The organism is Rufibacter roseus, from assembly GCF_001647285.1.
GTDB lineage: Bacteria > Bacteroidota > Bacteroidia > Cytophagales > Hymenobacteraceae > Nibribacter > Nibribacter roseus.
On sequence record NZ_LRML01000009.1, the window covers coordinates 54,871 to 72,457 of the forward strand.

Below are 17,587 nucleotides of genomic sequence, written 5' to 3' on the forward strand. Positions count from 1 at the left end.
GCCATATAAATCTATTATATATATAGTATGGCTTTAATATTAAATTCTCTCTCTCTGATATTGATTTGGCTGAGCTTGATTCCCGGTGTAGCTGTAGCACCAGAAAAAGATAAACCTAACAAGAAGAAGGCTCCTGTGGCAAAACCTCTTACCACCATTGCCTTCGGGTCTTGCAACCGCAGTGATCTGCCTCAGCCACTCTGGGCTGACATTCTCATGAACCGTCCGCAGCTCTGGATATGGCTAGGCGGTAACGTAGATACAGAAGCCTCTGATCTAAAAGCTCTCAAGGCAAACTATAACCAACAACTACAAGAACCTGGCTACAATGCTTTGCGCGAGTCTACAACTATCATTGGCACTTGGGATCACAATGACTACGGCAAAGGAAGTGCCGGCAAAGAGTTCCAAGACAAAGCAGAGAGTCAGAGCTTGTTCTGTGATTTTATTGGAGAAGCCGAAGATAGCCCGCTGCGGCAGCAAGAAGGCATTTATAGCGCCCACACCTACGGGCCAAAAGGGCAGCAGGTAAAAGTAATCTTATTAGACACCCGCTATCACCGCGATGCCCCTGAAAAACCAGTACCGGCACAAAAGAACAGTAAGAAGAAAAAACAGAAGAAAAGTAAAGCCCCTACCGCCGACATATTAGGAGAAGCACAGTGGAAATGGCTGGAGAAAGAACTTAGAAGCAACCCTGCGCAGCTTACCATTATTGGCAACAGCACCCAAATTATACCAGAAGAACACGCAGAAGAAAAATGGGCAGATTACCCAAAAAGTCGCGAACGGCTCTTAAAGCTTATTTCCCGCACTAATTCAGAGGGTGTCATTCTGCTGTCTGGCGACAGACACATGGCAGAAATTTCTCAGCTGGAAGTGGACGGTAGAACACAGCCGGTTTATGAGGTAACCAGCAGCGGCCTCACCCACACCGTTAGCAGAGACTATGCGCCCGGCGCCAACAAACATAGAGTAGGCGAGGTAGTTGCCAAGATAAATTTCGGCTTGATACAGGTTGATTGGGAAAAAAGAGAAGTAGCCCTTCAAATACAAGGGGACCGCAACCGTACCTATTTAAGCCAAACCGTAGCTTTCTAGCCTACTTCTGTATCTTGATCTGAATAACAGATGGCTTGTTTTCTGGGTAGCGCTCAATGTAAAACTCTTGCAGTTTCACATCATGCTCTTCTGAATAGTCAAACAAGGCAGAGTATAGCTTTTTGGGCGCAATCATCATACTGGCGTCTATAGTGCCTTGTAGCACTGGTTCGCCGGCGGCCACTCTCCTTAATTCAAAACCAGCGGGTAATGTTACCGATGAATCAGGCACTATCACACCAATAAATGCTTTTACCTTTTTGGTTTCCTTAGTAGGGTTATTGTAGAAAATGCCTCCTAAGTCACCAGGGAGCTGTTTCTGCTCTACCGCTTTGCCTACTTCCAGATAAATGTCTCCCAACTTCTCAGATTCAGGGTCGCCCTCAAAAGGTTTACCGGCCATAACAATCTCTGAAGTGGCGGTCTGGGTTATTTTCACTTCTGTAAAGCCACCTACATACGCATAAATACCTACCGCTACGGCGGCTACTATAACCATGTAGATGAGAAACTTCTTGTTCATGAAATTAATGAGTGAATGAGTGGGTGTATGAATGAATAAAGATGCCCCTGATTTTTGTTTTAGGGCTACTTTTTTAAAAAAACAGACCTAAAACAGCAAGGTACTCTAAACGAAATTCTTGTATTGCATCTCGTGCAGTTGGGCATAGTAGCCACCAGTCTGCAGCAGTTCTTCATGGCGGCCACTTTCTTTTATCTCGCCGCGGTCCAGCACAATGATGTTATCTGCTTTCTGAATGGTGCTCAGGCGGTGCGCAATCACAATAGAGGTACGGCCCTGCATAAGCTGCGCAATTGCAAACTGAATCAGTTCTTCGGTTTCAGAGTCAACGCTGGAAGTAGCCTCATCAAGAATGATGATTTTGGGGTTGTACACCATAGCCCGTACAAACGAAATCAGCTGCCGCTGCCCTACAGAGAGCGTAGCTCCGCGTTCCATCACGTTGTACTGTAAGCCTCCGGGCAAACGCTCAATAAACTTGTCGGCTCCTACCAACCTGGCGGCATGCCACATCTGTTCTTCGGTAATTTCTTTGTTGCCCAAGCTAATGTTGTCGGCAATGGTACCCGAGAACAGGAAGACATCTTGCAGCACCACTCCAATGTGGCTTCGCAAAGTATCTAAGTCAAAGTCTTTGATGTTGTGGCCGTCTACCTGTATAACGCCTTTATTTATCTCATAAAAGCGGCTGAGTAGGTTGATGATGGAAGTTTTACCCGCGCCCGTGGCACCTACCAATGCTACTGTTTGTCCTGCCTTTACATCAAATGAAATTCCGCGCAAGACCCAGTCTTCTTCATTATACGCAAACCACACATTCTCAAAAGAGACGTTGCCTTTGATGGTTTCAGGCTTGTGGGAACCTGAATCAGAAATCATTTCCTGGCTTTCCAGCAGCTTCATGATGCGCTCTGAGCTTACCACACCCAGCTGTAGCGTATTGAACCGATCGGCAATTTGCCGGATGGGCCGGAAGAACATGGAAATGTACATGATAAAGGCAATGAGCGAACCCAAGGTCACCGTATCCTGAATCACGCCTTTGGCTCCGTACCACACCAGCAAACCAGTACCTGCCGCACCAATCACCTCGGCCACCGGAAAGTACACCGAGTAATACAGCACCGATTTGATGTTGGCCTTGGTGTGCTCTTTGTTGATGGCCTCGAACTTTTTCATCTCGCGGGCTTCGTTGTTGAAGATCTGCACCACCATCATGCCCGTCAGGTGTTCCTGCACGAAGGCGTTGAGTTTGGCCACCGCGCCCCGCACTTCCTGGAAAGAAGCTTTTACTTTCTCCTTGAAAATATAGGTACTGATGATGAGCAGCGGGAACATGGAAAGGCTCACCAGCGTCAGCTTCCAGTCAATCCAGAACATGTAAATCAAGATGAAGATCAGCTGCAGCACATCACCAATCATGGCGGCCAAACCTTCTGAGAACACATCAGAGAGCGTTTCCACATCGCTCACGTTGCGGGTCACCAGGGTGCCAATGGGCGTGCGGTCATAGAACTTCAGCCGAAGCTTGAGGATGTGTTCATACAGTTTCACCCGTATGTCACGCACCACGTGCTGGCCTAGCCAACCCGCAAAGTAGGTGTGCAGGTAAGACACGCCCGTATGAAACACCAGCAGCACAATAAGCCAGATAAACATCTTGTTCACGCCCTGCCAATCGTACTGCAGAATTTCCTTGTCCACCATTTCCTGGATCAGGAATGGTCTGATGGTGGCCAACACTGCCGAGGCCACCGTTAAAAACACCACAAACCAGAACACCTTGCGGTACGGCGTCACGAAACGGAAAATCTTCCGCAACACCTCCCAATCAAAAGCACTTCCGGTTTTGGCACCGCCTATTTCACTCATGTATAGAATCTCTTATAGAATATAGCTGTTCCTGCTAACGCAGAACGTTTGGCTGCAGGTACAGCAAACAGGAAGATGTGCGGGTTTTGAGGCTATTTTTCCAATTTCAACTCAAAAACAGATCAACTTCCACTGCAAAAGTACATAATAAACCACGCAATTTACCGGTGACCTCGTCTCCCCTATTATACCAACCAATTACTAAAGCTGGCAATAGATTAGCTGTGGGATTTGTTGTTGTTGTTGTTGTGCGCAGAGTTAGCGCAGCGCTCTACGCACCATTGGACAGCCAATCTCCTGATTGGCGTTGCTGCGTAGGTAGTGAAAGCCCTTAGGCAGCGCCTACTGGCACAGACACTAGCAGGTCTGAAAGACACTGCTAGGTCTTTTGAGCTACCGTTTTTGGCGTGATTTTTCAAAAACAGTCCGAAAACAGAAGATAATTTTACTCCTTTTCTTTAGTTGCTTCTTCTGCTGCCACTTTTTCGAAGAGTACTTGCTGCACGGCAAAGTATTGCTCAGGGTACTCAACGCGGTGCAGGTAAAGTCCTTGGGCAGGAGCGGCCCCACTGGCCAGGCTACGGTCTTGTTTTTCTATGGCTTCTCTAAACTGCGCCACCGTCAGTTTGCCTTTGCCCACATCTAACAGTGTACCCACTACTAACCGCACCATGCCGCGCAGAAACCGGTTAGCTTTGATGGTGAAGACCAGTTGCCCCTCCTCTTGCTGCCATTGAGCATGCATGATAGTACAGCGGTAGTGTTTGGTATCTCCTTTTACTTTTGAGAAAGTGGTAAAATCTTCCAGTTCCAGCAGTACTTGGGCAGCCTCGTTCAATAAGCTAACATCTGGCGTTCTGGACAAATAATAAGCCTGATGCACCAGAAACGGATTTTTCTCTAAGGTGATGTGGTATTTATACGTCCGGCTGACGGCGTCAAAGCGGGTATGTGCTTCTGGCCCTACCCCACAAACTGTTTGAATGGCTATGTCTGGAGGCAGAATCCGGTTGAGCTTGTACTTTATTTCCTCAGTATTTAGCACTTGGGGAAGGTCTACGTGCACCCACTGCTGGCGCGCATGCACGCCGGTATCGGTACGGCCACTGCCTATGGTCTCTACTTCTTCCAGTCGGTACACCTTGCGCAGGCAATCATCTAGCACCTCTTGTACCGTTAGGGCATTGGGCTGCACCTGCCAACCATGGAAACGAGTTCCGTCATACGCCACGTCTAAAAAATACCGCATGCACAAAGATACAGATTCCGTGGCAAGCAACTTTCCTACAAGCGCACACAAAAAAAGGGCGGCTCTTTTCAGAAGCCGCCCCAGCTATGGTAGTAATTTTAAAACTTACGGTGTAATAAGTGAAATCTTTGGCCTTGAGGCTTCCCACGCCAGTTGCCGTTTGTTACGGTCGCGTTCATAGCGGTCTCGCAGTGTAGCCCGGTCAGCTTCATAATCAGACTTCAATGCCTGCATCTTACGCTCCAACTCAAGCGGGGCAGCTCCAGTTCTTTCATATTTGTTGACCAGCTGATGCTGTTTGCGGTTGTAACGGAGCCTCAGGTTCTCCAAGTCGTGCTCATATTTTTCCTTGGCCTTGGCAAACTGCCGCTGGTACTTCGCATCTGCCTTGTTTGCCTTGGCAATTGCTTTGGCGCGCTGCCGTTCAACCTTTTCTAACTGTTTTGCTCTTTTGGCGGCATCACGTTGGTAGAGTTTATTTTGTGCGAAGGTTTCCTCGCTCCCAAGCAAGAACAAACCTAGTATCCAGATAAAGACAAGCTGTTTCATTTTTCTAAGATTTAAATATGACTCAGTCTTTGCAACACCCGTGCCAGACCAAGTCAATAGTTAAAACCTTTATGACGCTTGCTTTTAACCTATTGACAGACAGATATAAAAATCCCGTCTATCTTAAATAAACGGGATTAACTTAGGTAGGTTCTGGGGCTGCAGCTACCTTATTTTGCAGCCTTTACTGCTATAGTCTCAGTTATTGCTTAAGCCTAGCATTTCTCGTACAGCACCGCCAGCCCCTGCCCCACGCCTACGCACATGGTGGCCAAGCCGTATTTAGCCTCGGGACGACGCTTCATTTCATGAAGAAGGGTAGCCGTGATACGTGTGCCGCTGGCTCCCAGCGGGTGCCCGATGGCAATAGAACCACCGTTCACGTTTACTTTCTCTTCTTCTAACCCAAGTTCCTGCATACAAGCCACGGCCTGCGCCGCAAATGCTTCATTCAACTCAATCAGGTCAAGGTCTTTTACTTCCAGCCCCGCACGCTGCAGCACCTTTTGCGTAGCCGGCACAGGCCCCAATGCCCATGCACCCAGGATCTACCCCAGCCACCGCCGATGCCACTATTCTAGCCATAGGCTTTAAATTATGCTTGCGCAGAAAATCACCGCTTACTATTAAGGCGGCAGCAGCACCATCATTTATGCCAGAGGAATTCCCAGCAGTCACCGTCCCATTTTCTTTGGTGAAGGCAGGTTTCAGCTCCGCCAGCTTCTCTATAGGCGACAGGCGCGGATGTTCATCCGAATCAAACATAATCGGCTCTCCCTTCTTCTGAGGCACCGGTACCGGTACAATCTCATCTTGAAATTTGCCCGCTTGGGCTGCTGCTTGGTAACGGGTCTGCGATTGGTGAGCAAAGGCGTCTTGCGCTTCTCTGGAAATGTTCCATTTCTTGGCTACATTCTCGGCGGTCTCCCCCATAGCGAATGGGTGGTACAGTTTAGACAATACCGGATTGGTGAAGCGCCAGCCAATGGTAGTGTCGTAGATTTCGGGCGTGCGCCCCCAAGCTGACTCTGACTTAGCCATCACAAAAGGCGCTCGGGTCATGCTTTCTACACCTCCGGCAATGAACACGTCGCCCTCGCCGGCTTTGATGGCACGGGCGGCATCGGCGATAGACTGCAAGCCCGATGCACACAACCGGTTCACGGTTACTCCGCCTACTTCCGCGGGCAAACCAGCCAGCAAAGCGGCCATGCGGGCTACGTTACGGTTGTCCTCGCCGGCCTGGTTTGCGGCGCCTAAAATGACTTCTTCCACCTCTTCCGGATTGACTTCAGCATTACGAGCCATCAACTCTTTGATCACGTGCGCAACCAGATCATCTGGCCGAACGGTGCTGAGGGAACCTCCGTATTTACCTACCGGTGTGCGTACTATGTCTATGATATATGCTTCTTGCGCCATGTTTTTCCAAGTTTTGTGTAGCTTTGCAACACCAATTTTACAATTCTCTGCAAGTTAAAAAACCCTTATATGATCCAAAGAGTCCAAAGCGTGTTTCTGTTTTTGATAGTATTGGCTATGATTAGCCTGCTGTACTTACCAATGTGGGCCAAAACCGATCCTGCCTCGGGTCAGGAATATGTGCTCAACGCATATCAGTTAGGTCCGGTAGACGCAGCTGAAGGAGCGGCCACCACCAACACCATTTTCATTGCTATTTTAGCCGTAGCCGCCGCAGCCATTGCCTTGTACGAGATTTTCCAGTACAAGAACCGCCTTACCCAAATGAAATTGGGTATGCTTAATTCTTTGGTGATGGCTGGCCTGATGGGCTGCATTTTCTACTTCTCTTCTTACGTAGGCGAAGACCTGGTGAAAACTCAATCCGAAGGAGATTATTTAGCTGGTTTCTACATTCCGGCCGTAGGTTTGCTTTGCAACGTGCTAGCCAACCGCTTCATCAAGCGTGATGAGGATTTGGTACGGTCAATGGATCGTCTGCGGTAATTTGTTAGACATAAGACACAGGACGTAAGACACAAGATTTTCTTGTAGCTCCAAACCTTTTAGAGCTTTTTATCCTGAATTGCAAAGCCTGTTTTCAGCTTGATTTTTAAAAATCAAGCTGAAAACAGGCTTAACTTGTTTAGGATTTTTTCTTGAGTTAAACTCCAACTAGTCCCGCAGATTAAAATCTTGTGTCTTACGTCCTGTGTCTTGTGTCTAAAGTTTACCTGCTATACAGGAAATCCTGCATTTCGCGGCGGCTGCTGGGGAACTCGAAGGCGTCAAACACGCGGCTGAACTTGGGCTGGTCGCACACATAGGTGTAGGCATATTTGGCCAAGGCAATACGTCGGTCTTCAAACCTGATTTCTTTCAGGAGCAGGTACAGGTCATCGGTTAAAATACCGCCTGCTAGCCTGATTTCGCCTTTGGCTATTTCCAGCCGGCGGTCGTCAAAGCCTTCTTCTTTCATGAAACGGAGGGTGCGGTTAATGTCCTCTTCGTTCATGATGTAGCGGCAAATATCTGGATTGGTAGCCGGATCTGGGGCCGGTGCGGGCAGTGCCGGACGGTGCAGGGGCAGCTCTTCCACCTTCTGCAACAACAACCTTCTTCCGTACCTTACAGGCGTCAGCACAAAAACAGCTTCGTAGCCATCACGCAAAATTACTTCTGCCCTAATGCGCTGTGGTCTGAAGCCGGGGACTAGCACACGCACATCTACTAAGTGCCTTCCGGCTGGTAAATCGCCTACGGCTACTCTTCTTTGCGCTACCGGGTTGATCATACGCCCGCCAATGGCAAGCTGAAATAATTCACCACGCTGGCTTTCTACCAGAATAGCGGCATCATGTCTGGAGCCAGCCCAAGCCAGAGAAACAAAAAGAAAAGCGATTAAAGAAAAGTAAAGGCGTTTCATGGCGATAGAATTTGAGAGTTATCTATGAAAGCGCATATCCAAGTATTATGCCAAACCTATATTCAGCATAATGCACTTACTCTGTTTTTACGCTACTTTTTGCAAAACAGCGCAAAAACAGGCCTCTCTTTCAAACTCCTATTCTTTTATCTGCTAGCCTTCATAGTAGAACTCGCCGTATGGGCTCTTGATGGTAAGCTCGTTCTTCTGGCTGGCTTCTACTCTACCAATTATTTGCGCGTCAATGTTAAAAGATTGGCTGATGCTGATGAGGTCTTGTGCAATTTCCTGCGGCACATACAGCTCCAGACGGTGGCCCATGTTGAAGACCTTGTACATTTCCTGCCAGCTGGTGTTGCTCTGCTCCTGTATGAGCCTGAATAGTGGCGGCACCGGCAACAGGTTGTCTTTAATAATGTGTACATTCTTGGTGAAGTGCAGCACTTTGGTTTGGGCGCCGCCACTGCAATGCACCATGCCGTGCAATTGGCTGCGGTAGTCTTTTAAGATTGCCTGCACCAACGGCGCGTAGGTTCTGGTTGGCGACAGCACCAGCTTGCCCACCGTTAAGCCCGTTTCTTCATTTACATCGGTGAGTTTGCAGCTGCCGGAATAAACCAAATCAGAAGGCACGGCTGGGTCAAAGCTTTCGGGATAGGCTTGGGCCAGGTAATTGGCGAAAACATCGTGGCGGGCGCTGGTAAGACCGTTGCTGCCCATGCCGCCGTTGTACTCGCTTTCATAGGTAGCCTGTCCGTAAGAAGCAAAACCCACAATCACATCGCCAGCCTGAATGGTGTGGTTCGAGATCACATAGCTGCGTTTCATGCGGGCGGTGACGGTGCTGTCCACAATAATAGTACGTACCAGATCCCCCACATCGGCGGTCTCGCCACCGGTGCTGTAAATACCAATGCCGTTGTCTCTCAGCATCTGCAGCACTTCTTCGGTACCGTTTATAATGGCGGCAATTACCTCACCGGGCACCAGGTTTTTGTTACGCCCGATGGTGCTGGAAAGCAGAATGTTCTCGGTGGCGCCCACGCACAGCAGGTCATCGGTATTCATGACAATGGCGTCCTGGGCAATACCTTTCCAGACGGAAATATCACCTGTCTCTCTCCAGTATAGATACGCCAGCGCAGATTTGGTGCCGGCCCCGTCGGCGTGCATGATGTTGCAGTACTCTGGGTCGCCTACCAATAAGTCTGGTATAATTTTGCAGAAAGCCTGCGGAAAAAGGCCTTTATCAATGTTTTTGATGGCGTTGTGTACATCTTCTTTAGACGCCGAAACGCCGCGCTGCAAATACCGGTTTTTCATGGTAGGCTGAGGATAAAAAAAGTAGAAGCCGTTTTAGGGCTAATTTTCAGAAAACAGGGGTAAAACGCACCTGCCTTTCCGAAGGGCAAAAATAAGAAAGCCTCTCGGTTCTGAGAGGCTTTTTCTATTTCATTTTACACGCTACCATTTATCGGGCAGTTTCTTCTCGCTCTTTTTGACGGCGCACCCAACCAGACACAAACAAAGTTGGACCCAGCCCAAACAAAAATCCTTTAAAAAATCCCATACTGAACGGCGGGTACTCTTCCAGCACTGGTATTTCAAAGAAAACAGTTGCCACCCCTAACGTAGTCAGGACAATGGCCAGTGTAAAGATGATTCTGCTGTACATGGTTTCTGTTTTGATTCGATTTGATTCTGAAGTCAGTTTTAAAATTAGTCGAAGAGATGGAGAATAACTTACAGGCTCTGCCATCTTCTTTCTGCTGCTTATAGCCCCTGTGCAGACATATTCCTGAACTAAATATTGCTGATACTCCCCCTTTGAAGGGGGCGAAGGGGGATGTTTACATCTGCCGGTCCACGTATCCTGATTCTTCTCTTTTGCGGTCATCCCGAACTCGCCGAGGGATCTAACGAGGAAGTTTCGTAGCTGTCAGTAACGCATTGGCCACTGCGGCGGACAGGTCGCGACCTGCCCGTACATTCTTTCCCGCTGCCGAGCTGGCGTGATGGCGGCTGATCCAAAGCCCCAAAGGACGGCCTTCTCCGTTGCTCTGGCTCCGTACGCTCACGGCCGCGAGGCCTCGCCCTGTGGATTCGCACTGCCCTTTTCACTAAACCTTCGGTCTTGCCGCTGGCGCGGCACCGCTCAAAGCGAGGCGCTCATCCCCATGGCTGGTAAGGCTACTGCTGCTGGTTTTCTGCTTCTGTAGTGCTTGGGTAAAGACATCCGCGCTGCGCCATCTCCTTTTCTTTTTGAGGTATAAAGCCTTAACTAAAAGTAAAAGTCGTTAACCTACAAACTGAAATGTTGACATTCGCAGGCAGGCGCTAATTAAGAAGGGGCTGTGTATTTAAGTACACAGCCCCTTCTTCCTTTGTTTACTTCTAGTGTGGCTATTCCTCTATCCGGGTTACTTTGAACTCGGTGCGGCGGTTGCGCTGGTGTTCTTCTTCGGTTTTGGCATTGCGCACTACCGGCTGCGATTCACCATAACCACGGGCAGTGATGCGGCTAGCATCAATCCCTTGGGAAATAATGTAATCTACCGCGCTCTGAGCCCGGCGCTGCGACAGGTCTTGGTTGTATTTGTCGTTACCACGTGAGTCTGTGTGGGAGCTGAGCTCTATGGTAATTTTTGGGTTATCATTCAAAGTCTGCACTAGCTTGTTCAGCTCAAGCGCCGCGTCTGGCCTAATGTCCGCTTTGTCAAAGTCGTAGAAGATGTTCTCCACCACAATGGCTTTGTTCCGGATAATAGGTTCTAAGGTAAGCGTAGTGCTGAGTCTGATGTCTGTCAATGGCTTGGTCAGCTGCTCCTGCGGCGGAGTTTTGCCTTGGGTAACAATAGGCTGCCGGGCAGCGAAGAAACCGTCTCTCTCGGCTAAAACCGAATAGGTGCTGGCGGTGTCTAACTTAAAACTGAAAGTACCGGATGCATCTGTAGTAGTATGCGCTACTTCTTGCCCATTTGGAGTTTGCAGGGTTACCCGAACATTGGGCATGGGAGAAGTGGCCTTGGTTTTTTCGTTACGACCTAGCACGCGGCCATCTACATAGAATTCTACCAACCTTGGTTGTCTCTTCCGGAACGAGTACACGTCATCACCGCCTTGTCCGCCACTGCGGTTTGAGGCAAAGAAGCCTTCGTCTTCGCCAGTGAAAAATACTGAAAAATCATCGCCAACTGAATTAATGGGCACTCCCAGGTTAATGACAGAATCACCGCTCACTTTAAAAATATCTAAACCGCCTAACCCCGGATGTCCGTCTGAAGAGATATATAAAGTGCCATCTTCAGCTACAAAAGGGAAACTTTCATTGCCGGGAGTATTGATGGCAGGACCCAAATTCACAGGCCGCGAGAAACGGCCGCTGGCGTCTAATGTTGTTTTCCAAATATCGTTGCCGCCTTGGCCACCTCTACGGTCTGAGGCGAAGTAAAGCGTACGGCCATCTGGTGAGAAAGCAGGAGTCGCATCCCAGGCATCATCTTCATTGATGCTGGTTGGCATGGTGGGCTCTGACCATTCTCCTGTTTTAAAATTAGAGATATAAAGATCTACATTGTTACGGCCGCTCCTTTTTCCAGTGTTGCTGCGGGCGTACACCATAGTGCGGCCTTGGTTTACAAAGGTAGGGGAGGCATCATGACGGGCTTCGGCGTTTGCGGCTCCTGGTAAGGGCGCTAAAGCAGCCCCTTCGGCAGCCACTGCTCCGGTATCGGCTAACGCTACCTGGTAAATGTTCTGAAAGCCTTCGCCGTTGCCTTTGTATTGTACTGGTTCACGGGTGGCGGTAAACAACAGCTGTCCCTCCCGTACCACTGGCGAAAATTCTGAAGCCGCTGTGTTCACCGCTGAAACCGGTTTTACCACTTGGTAAGTGGGCGTGTTCAGGATAGAAGGCAGCATTTTCAGGTTTTCCACTTCGCGCTTAGCAACACTAATGTAGGTGCGGTTTGCCGCTACAGACAAATAACTCTGCAGTTGCTGGGATGCCTCGTTATACTTGCCGCTGGCTTTTAAAGCCATTCCGTAACGGAACAAGGTTTCTTCGTTTTTAAGACCGTTGTCAATGGCCGCTTTATAATATTCTTCGGCTTGCCCCAAGCGGTTAGACATGCGGTACGCCTCTGCTAGCTTAAAATTTACCGCCCCCAGGTTTTTGCCTTTTTTTAGCGCCGCCTGGTAATGTTCAACGGCTAACTGGTATTCGCCTTGGGCAAAATCTTTATCTCCTTTTTTTACCGCACTTTTAAACGGACCGCAGGCTGTCGCCGCCAATAACAGACCTACACTTAAAACCAGGAGAATATTAAACTTTCGCATCATGCACTGCTTGGGTTAAGGCTCTTGCTACAACTTAAAAGTAGCGAGCCAGCCATGAATTTTTTGCGGGCACCAGCCATTGGTTCTGCAAATCGCCCACTGTCGCCACTAAGGTATTAAAATATAGAGTATCAGGCGACAATGCACCCTCAGATACTTCTTTTTTCATTTGGGGCAGCGGCACGGTATGCACCACTCCCTCCTGATGAAAAGCTACCAGTGTCCGGTCAAAGAATCCAACGTTGAACTCCTGCTCTAATTGCCTTAGAAAGGCCACTGACTTATCAATGGAGCAACCGCTGGCAGTAGCTACCTGCTCATTGGTGGCCAAAATTAGGAAGTGGCGCTCGCGTATTTCAAAAGACGCCTGTAAATTATTGCCGTGGCTGCTCCACTCCGTTACGAAGTCTACCAACCTACGGCTCATGCGCTCTTCTTCCTCTTGCGTGAGAGGCCGGCTAAGCTGGTACACCCATATGCGGCTGTGCGGCGGTAACTCATTAAATGGTACGTACATAATCTTGTGATTATTTAGGGACACAAGTATTAAGATAAGACTTAAGACTTTTCCCTTTATTTAATCTTCTGTTTTAGGCCTGTTTTCTGAAAATAAGGCCAAAATCGCGTTGTTGTTGGTGTACTTGTTGGTGATAACACCAACAAGGGTTATATGCTTCACGTTGTATTAGCCATCGGTTCATTAGTTCGCCCACAAGGCCTTTAAGGAGGACAAATGGGTGAGTTTGCTAAACCCAACTAAACACTGATAACTGTTAACTGCTTACTGTTAACCGCTATCGGTTCAACCCTTCGGCCTGGGCAATGAGTTCGGCTATATCAAAGACTTGAACGCTGTCTTCTTTGTTCTGGCTCTTAACGCCGTCAGAGAGCATGGTCATGCAGAACGGACAGGCACTGGCAATAATGGCAGCTCCAGTACCAACGGCCTCTTCGGCGCGCTCCACGTTAATATCTTTAAAACCTGGTTCAGGCTCTTTGAACATTTGGGCTCCGCCGGCACCGCAGCAAAGTCCGTTGGCGCGGCTGCGCTTCATTTCTACCAAATCAGCATCAAGAGATGCTAACACTTCACGCGGGGCTTCATAAATATTGTTGGCACGGCCCAGATAGCAGCTGTCATGGAACGTGATGCGCTTACCTTTGAAGCTTTCACCGCCGGCTACTTTCACTTTTCCTTCATTGATCAGGTTCTGCAAAAACGTGCTGTGGTGAATAACCTCGTAGTTTCCGCCCAATGCCGGATACTCATTTTTAATGGTGTTAAAGCAGTGCGGACAGGCCGTTACAATGGTTTCTATGCCGTAACCGTCTAAGGTAGCAATGTTGGTCATGGCCTGCATCTGGAACAGGAACTCGTTTCCGGCTCGTTTGGCTGGCTCCCCGGTGCAGCTTTCTTCCATGCCTAAGACCGCATAGCTTATGCCCACGTGCTCCAGAATCCGCACGAAATCGCGGGTAACGCGCTTGTAGCGATCATCAAAAGAGCCGGCGCAGCCTACCCAAAACAACACTTCCGGAGATTCTCCTCGGGCAGCCATATCGGCCATGACGGGTACTTGTATCTGTTTTTTTTCTGACATTTCAGGTTTGGTGCTAGTAAGACAATGTGCTTGTGCTAATTTATACTGCATGCAGCACAATTGCTAATGGTTGTTAGGCAACCGCAGTGGTAGTGGCTAATTTTTCGATGTCATGTACAAATCATCTGCCCAATTAAAGCGGTCACTAGGTGAAAAAGCCCAGGGTGCGCCGTTGTTCTCAATGTTATTGAACATGGCATTTAAGGCCGCCGGTGCCGCAGATTCTTCCAGCACCAGATAACGGCGCATGTCAATGATAGAAGAAAGCTGATTTATGTTAACCGGACAAGACTCTACACAGGCGTTGCAGGTAGTGCAAGCCCACAGTTCCTCTGGCGAAATGTAGCCGCGCAGCAGTGTTTTCTCCTCGGTTACCTGCACGCGCTCACTTTCTTCTTTGTAATTAGCCGGCGCAAAGATGATTGGTGAGTGGCCTTTCTCTTCCATGCGATCACGGGTGTCCATCACAATTTTGCGGGGCGAAAGCAGCTTGCCGGTAATGTTGGCCGGACAAACGCTGGTACAGCGGCCGCACTCGGTGCAGGTGTAGGCGTCCATGAGCTGTTTCCAAGTGAGGTCTTCCACGTCTTTGGCCCCAAACTTCTGCGGATCGGCTCCCTCGGGCAGCGGCGGCACCTGGTAGCTGGGGTCTAACATGGCTTTAATCTCGTGAGTGATGCTGTCTACGTTACTGAGCTGGCCCTTTGGCTCTAGCTTTGTATAATAGACGTTCGGGAAAGCCATGATGATGTGGAAGTGCTTAGAGCTAGGCAGGTAGTTCATAAAGGCTAGAATACCCACAATGTGCACCCACCAGCCAATACCCGCTATTACTTTGAGAGTTTGCTCATCGCTGCCGAACAAATTAATGAAGTTAGAACTCACCGGAAAGGCACCCTTAATCTCCAGCCCCGCCATTTGGGTCAGTTTCAGGTCGGCAATGTTAAACGCAAACAGCGCCAGCATGAGCACAATCTCCGTCACCAGAATGGTGTAGGCATCTACTTTAGGCCAGGCACGCATTTCAGGTCCCGTGGATAGGCGCGGCACGTTGCCGGTGGCTCTGCGTACAATAAAGATGACGCAGGCAATAATCACCAGCGCACCCAGCACCTCATTTATGGCCATAAGCACACTGTACACCGGCCCCAACACGCCCAGCACCCGGTGCGTGCCAAAGGTGCCATCAATCAAAATTTCAATCAGCTCCACGTTAATCACCAGGAAACCGATGTATACAAACAGGTGTAGAATAGCCGGAATTGGCCGCTTAAACATTTTTTGTTGGCCAAAAGCCACCAATAAAAGTATTTTGATTCGCTCAGAAACGTTACCTGTTATTTCCTTATCGCGGCCCATGTTAATGTTCTGGGCAATTTTCCGTATCTGCCAAATAAACAGACCGATACCTAACAAAGCGACAATGACAAAGGCTATACTACTGATCACAGGACGGGGCGTTAAGGTTCTAAATTGCTTCTAATACGAACGAATTTAGCAAAGTATTCGGAAAAGGGTATAAAAGATTTTTTACGATTATGTTTTGCAAATATGCGCTGGCTGCTTACCTTTGCATACTTTTTCACCAGAACGGTAGCGAAATACCTCCGGAATGGTCTCTAAAAGGTGCTGGTGATGTAGCTCAGTTGGTAGAGCAAAGGACTGAAAATCCTTGTGTCGTTGGTTCGATTCCAATCATCACCACCAGCATATAAAAATCCCGCTTCAGAAATGGAGCGGGATTTTTGTTTGCTACAAATCAATAAATCTTCTCTATTCCTTCTAATCTTACATTTATGAGAAAACTTTTACTTTCAGCACTTCTCTTTTGCTCTTTTACAATTGTTAAGGCACAGATAACTCTTGAACATACGTATTCTGATAATCGAATAGATTATAATTTCTTATCAAACGGAGACGTTATTTACAGTAGCCTCAACACTTCCTCTGGCTTATTAAAAATCTACTCAGAAAATCATTCCCTACTAAAAGAGCTAACAGTTCCTGCTGTTGCTGAGTACTCATTTTTAAGACATCTTCTCGTGTCTGACAAGCTTTTTGATGTGGACGCTGGCCTTGAGTACTGCATGCTTTATTACAACCAAAGTAACGGGAAAGGACTATTTAGAATACTTGATGAATCAGGCACTGTTTTACTTGAAACTGAATCTGGCGATGAATCTCCAGAATTAATAAAAACGTCTACCGGAATGAAGCTTTTTTTGAGTGGCTCCATTGGCAATGGTATCAGAAACGGCATGGTCTACTCCTTGCCTGGCAGCATCCCCTTATCCGCCAAAGGAGAAGCCAACACCTCCAATGTCGCTTCCCCTTTTCCAAACCCCGCAGGAAATCAAATTAATATTCCATATAACCTCAATGGAAACGACAAGGCTTCTATTCATATTTATGATTCTACTGGTAAGGAAGTAGAATACTTTACCGTGGACGCCACCTTTGGAAACCTATTACTGAATACTTCTACCTACCATAACGGCACCTATTTTTATAAAATAGTTACAGCAGACTCCCCTGTTGTCTCTAAACGGTTTATAGTTATTAGATAATTTTATACAGCCCAAAAAGAAGAGAGGCCGTAAACGACAGGCAGTCTAAGCATAAGACACAGGAAAACAGGAACTTGCTCACTTCCTGCATTTTTGCCCAATGATATTTACCACGGGAGCTAGCTTCTAGTTTAAGCCCTGCTCCAGCGCATACAGCAGCAGTTTGGCGGTACTTTTAGCGCTCAGTTTACTTTTCATGTTCCGGCGGTGGGTGTTTACGGTCATTTCACTAATACCCAGCATCTCCGCAATTTCGCGGCTGTTTTTGCCTTTCACCAATAACCGCAGAATCTCTTTCTCCCGTTGGCTTAGCGTTACCACCTGCAAAATCTCCTTGTTGTTTTGCAGGTAGTCATTAAAAGCCGGAAGGTTGTACCCGAACTGGATGTCGTTAGATTTCTTGTTGTCGGTGATGTTGGTGAACAGAGACACCGTTTTGGTTATGTTCCCGGAACGGTCCATTTCCCACACCGCATCTTGCCTTTGCACTCTTATATATTGCCCGCTGGCTGTTTTTAGCCGATAGTCAATGGAAAAGACATCTTGCAGGGGGCGCAGGTTCTTGTAGAGAACAGAGAAGTCAATTGAAAGCCAGGTCGCTTTTATAACAGCTTCCCGGTCATCGGGGTGAATGATCTCATACATGAACTCAATTGTCGGCTCAAAGGCATATCCGGTTATCTCGGTAAAACTCGGGCTTATATAGGTAATGCGAAGGGTTTGGCAGTTGTGCAGGTAGAGGAACTGAGACCCTAGCGTAAAAACAGATACAGCCTCTTCAGGTGGCGATTTTTTTAGTTTGAAGTCTTTGAAAGTAGAATCGAAAGGCTGGTTTTGCCAGATCTGCTGAAATACCTCAATAGTAGGCTGATTAGGTTGTGCCATGTCTTTTCCTTTGTC

Annotated in this window: 16 protein-coding genes, 1 tRNA gene and 1 pseudogene; 5 read left to right on the plus strand and 13 right to left on the minus strand. The window is 48.1% G+C overall.

Annotated elements, in window-relative coordinates:
• The first annotated feature begins 27 nt into the window (after positions 1-27).
• Positions 28-1,101 carry an alkaline phosphatase D family protein gene (locus tag A8O23_RS14155; RefSeq protein WP_066622357.1) on the plus strand — a complete coding sequence of 358 codons (1,074 nt, stop codon included), beginning with the start codon at positions 28-30 and terminating at the stop codon, positions 1,099-1,101.
• 1 nt (position 1,102) lies between these two features.
• Here A8O23_RS14155 and A8O23_RS14160 read toward each other — a convergent pair whose 3' ends face one another.
• The 5 genes and pseudogenes from A8O23_RS14160 to A8O23_RS14180 all read right to left on the minus strand — a co-directional run bounded on the left by A8O23_RS14160 (position 1,103) and on the right by A8O23_RS14180 (position 6,716).
• Positions 1,103-1,624, minus strand: coding sequence for a hypothetical protein (locus tag A8O23_RS14160; protein WP_066622359.1), 522 nt, complete (start codon positions 1,622-1,624; stop codon positions 1,103-1,105).
• Between the two features lie 105 nt (positions 1,625-1,729).
• Positions 1,730-3,496 (minus strand): ABC transporter ATP-binding protein, encoded by a 1,767-nt coding sequence (locus A8O23_RS14165; protein ID WP_066622361.1) that lies wholly within the window; start codon positions 3,494-3,496, stop codon positions 1,730-1,732.
• Positions 3,497-3,941: 445 nt separating this feature from the next.
• On the minus strand, positions 3,942-4,745 hold the full coding sequence (gene truA / locus A8O23_RS14170; RefSeq protein ID WP_066622362.1) for a tRNA pseudouridine(38-40) synthase TruA: 804 nt from the start codon (positions 4,743-4,745) through the stop codon (positions 3,942-3,944).
• Between the two features lie 105 nt (positions 4,746-4,850).
• A complete protein-coding gene (locus A8O23_RS14175) occupies positions 4,851-5,294 on the minus strand; it encodes a hypothetical protein (RefSeq protein WP_066622363.1) in 444 nt (147 codons plus the stop codon).
• Between the two features lie 215 nt (positions 5,295-5,509).
• Positions 5,510-6,716: pseudogene (locus A8O23_RS14180) on the minus strand (acetyl-CoA C-acyltransferase).
• A gap of 69 nt (positions 6,717-6,785) precedes the next feature.
• On the opposite strand from A8O23_RS14180, the gene A8O23_RS14185 reads away from it, so the two are divergent.
• Complete coding sequence (locus A8O23_RS14185) at positions 6,786-7,262, plus strand: DUF4293 domain-containing protein (protein WP_066622364.1); 477 nt, start codon at positions 6,786-6,788, stop codon at positions 7,260-7,262.
• A gap of 223 nt (positions 7,263-7,485) precedes the next feature.
• Here A8O23_RS14185 and A8O23_RS14190 read toward each other — a convergent pair whose 3' ends face one another.
• The 3 genes from A8O23_RS14190 to A8O23_RS14200 all read right to left on the minus strand — a co-directional run bounded on the left by A8O23_RS14190 (position 7,486) and on the right by A8O23_RS14200 (position 9,856).
• Entirely contained in the window at positions 7,486-8,181 is a 696-nt protein-coding gene (locus tag A8O23_RS14190; RefSeq protein WP_066622365.1) for a DUF4476 domain-containing protein, read from the minus strand.
• A gap of 153 nt (positions 8,182-8,334) precedes the next feature.
• Positions 8,335-9,504: an AIR synthase related protein gene (locus A8O23_RS14195; protein WP_066622369.1), complete on the minus strand. Its 1,170-nt coding sequence runs from the start codon at positions 9,502-9,504 to the stop codon at positions 8,335-8,337.
• Positions 9,505-9,652: 148 nt separating this feature from the next.
• The gene (locus A8O23_RS14200) at positions 9,653-9,856 is read right to left on the minus strand and encodes a hypothetical protein (RefSeq protein WP_153042214.1); all 204 of its coding nucleotides are present in this window, start codon (positions 9,854-9,856) and stop codon (positions 9,653-9,655) included.
• A gap of 340 nt (positions 9,857-10,196) precedes the next feature.
• Here A8O23_RS14200 and A8O23_RS14205 point away from each other — a divergent pair, with 340 nt between their 5' ends.
• The gene (locus A8O23_RS14205; protein WP_066622371.1) at positions 10,197-10,400 is read left to right on the plus strand and encodes a hypothetical protein; all 204 of its coding nucleotides are present in this window, start codon (positions 10,197-10,199) and stop codon (positions 10,398-10,400) included.
• 184 nt (positions 10,401-10,584) lie between these two features.
• Here the strand turns inward: A8O23_RS14205 and A8O23_RS14210 are convergent, their stop codons facing one another.
• From A8O23_RS14210 to A8O23_RS14225, 4 genes are all read right to left on the minus strand, one after another.
• On the minus strand, positions 10,585-12,522 hold the full coding sequence (locus A8O23_RS14210; protein ID WP_066622373.1) for an OmpA family protein: 1,938 nt from the start codon (positions 12,520-12,522) through the stop codon (positions 10,585-10,587).
• 31 nt (positions 12,523-12,553) lie between these two features.
• Positions 12,554-13,036: a hypothetical protein gene (locus A8O23_RS14215; RefSeq protein ID WP_066622375.1), complete on the minus strand. Its 483-nt coding sequence runs from the start codon at positions 13,034-13,036 to the stop codon at positions 12,554-12,556.
• A gap of 277 nt (positions 13,037-13,313) precedes the next feature.
• Positions 13,314-14,087 carry a (Fe-S)-binding protein gene (locus A8O23_RS14220; RefSeq protein WP_082883086.1) on the minus strand — a complete coding sequence of 258 codons (774 nt, stop codon included), beginning with the start codon at positions 14,085-14,087 and terminating at the stop codon, positions 13,314-13,316.
• 129 nt (positions 14,088-14,216) lie between these two features.
• Complete coding sequence (locus A8O23_RS14225; RefSeq protein ID WP_066622379.1) at positions 14,217-15,569, minus strand: (Fe-S)-binding protein; 1,353 nt, start codon at positions 15,567-15,569, stop codon at positions 14,217-14,219.
• A 182-nt stretch (positions 15,570-15,751) separates the two neighbouring features.
• Between A8O23_RS14225 and A8O23_RS14230 the strand changes: the two genes are divergently transcribed.
• Together A8O23_RS14230 and A8O23_RS14235 are read left to right on the plus strand one after the other, a co-directional pair.
• Positions 15,752-15,827: transfer RNA gene (locus tag A8O23_RS14230), tRNA-Phe, on the plus strand.
• An 89-nt stretch (positions 15,828-15,916) separates the two neighbouring features.
• A complete protein-coding gene (locus tag A8O23_RS14235; RefSeq protein WP_082883072.1) occupies positions 15,917-16,687 on the plus strand; it encodes a T9SS type A sorting domain-containing protein in 771 nt (256 codons plus the stop codon).
• A 126-nt stretch (positions 16,688-16,813) separates the two neighbouring features.
• Here the strand turns inward: A8O23_RS14235 and A8O23_RS14240 are convergent, their stop codons facing one another.
• Complete coding sequence (locus A8O23_RS14240; RefSeq protein ID WP_153042215.1) at positions 16,814-17,572, minus strand: LuxR C-terminal-related transcriptional regulator; 759 nt, start codon at positions 17,570-17,572, stop codon at positions 16,814-16,816.
• Positions 17,573-17,587 lie beyond the last annotated feature (15 nt).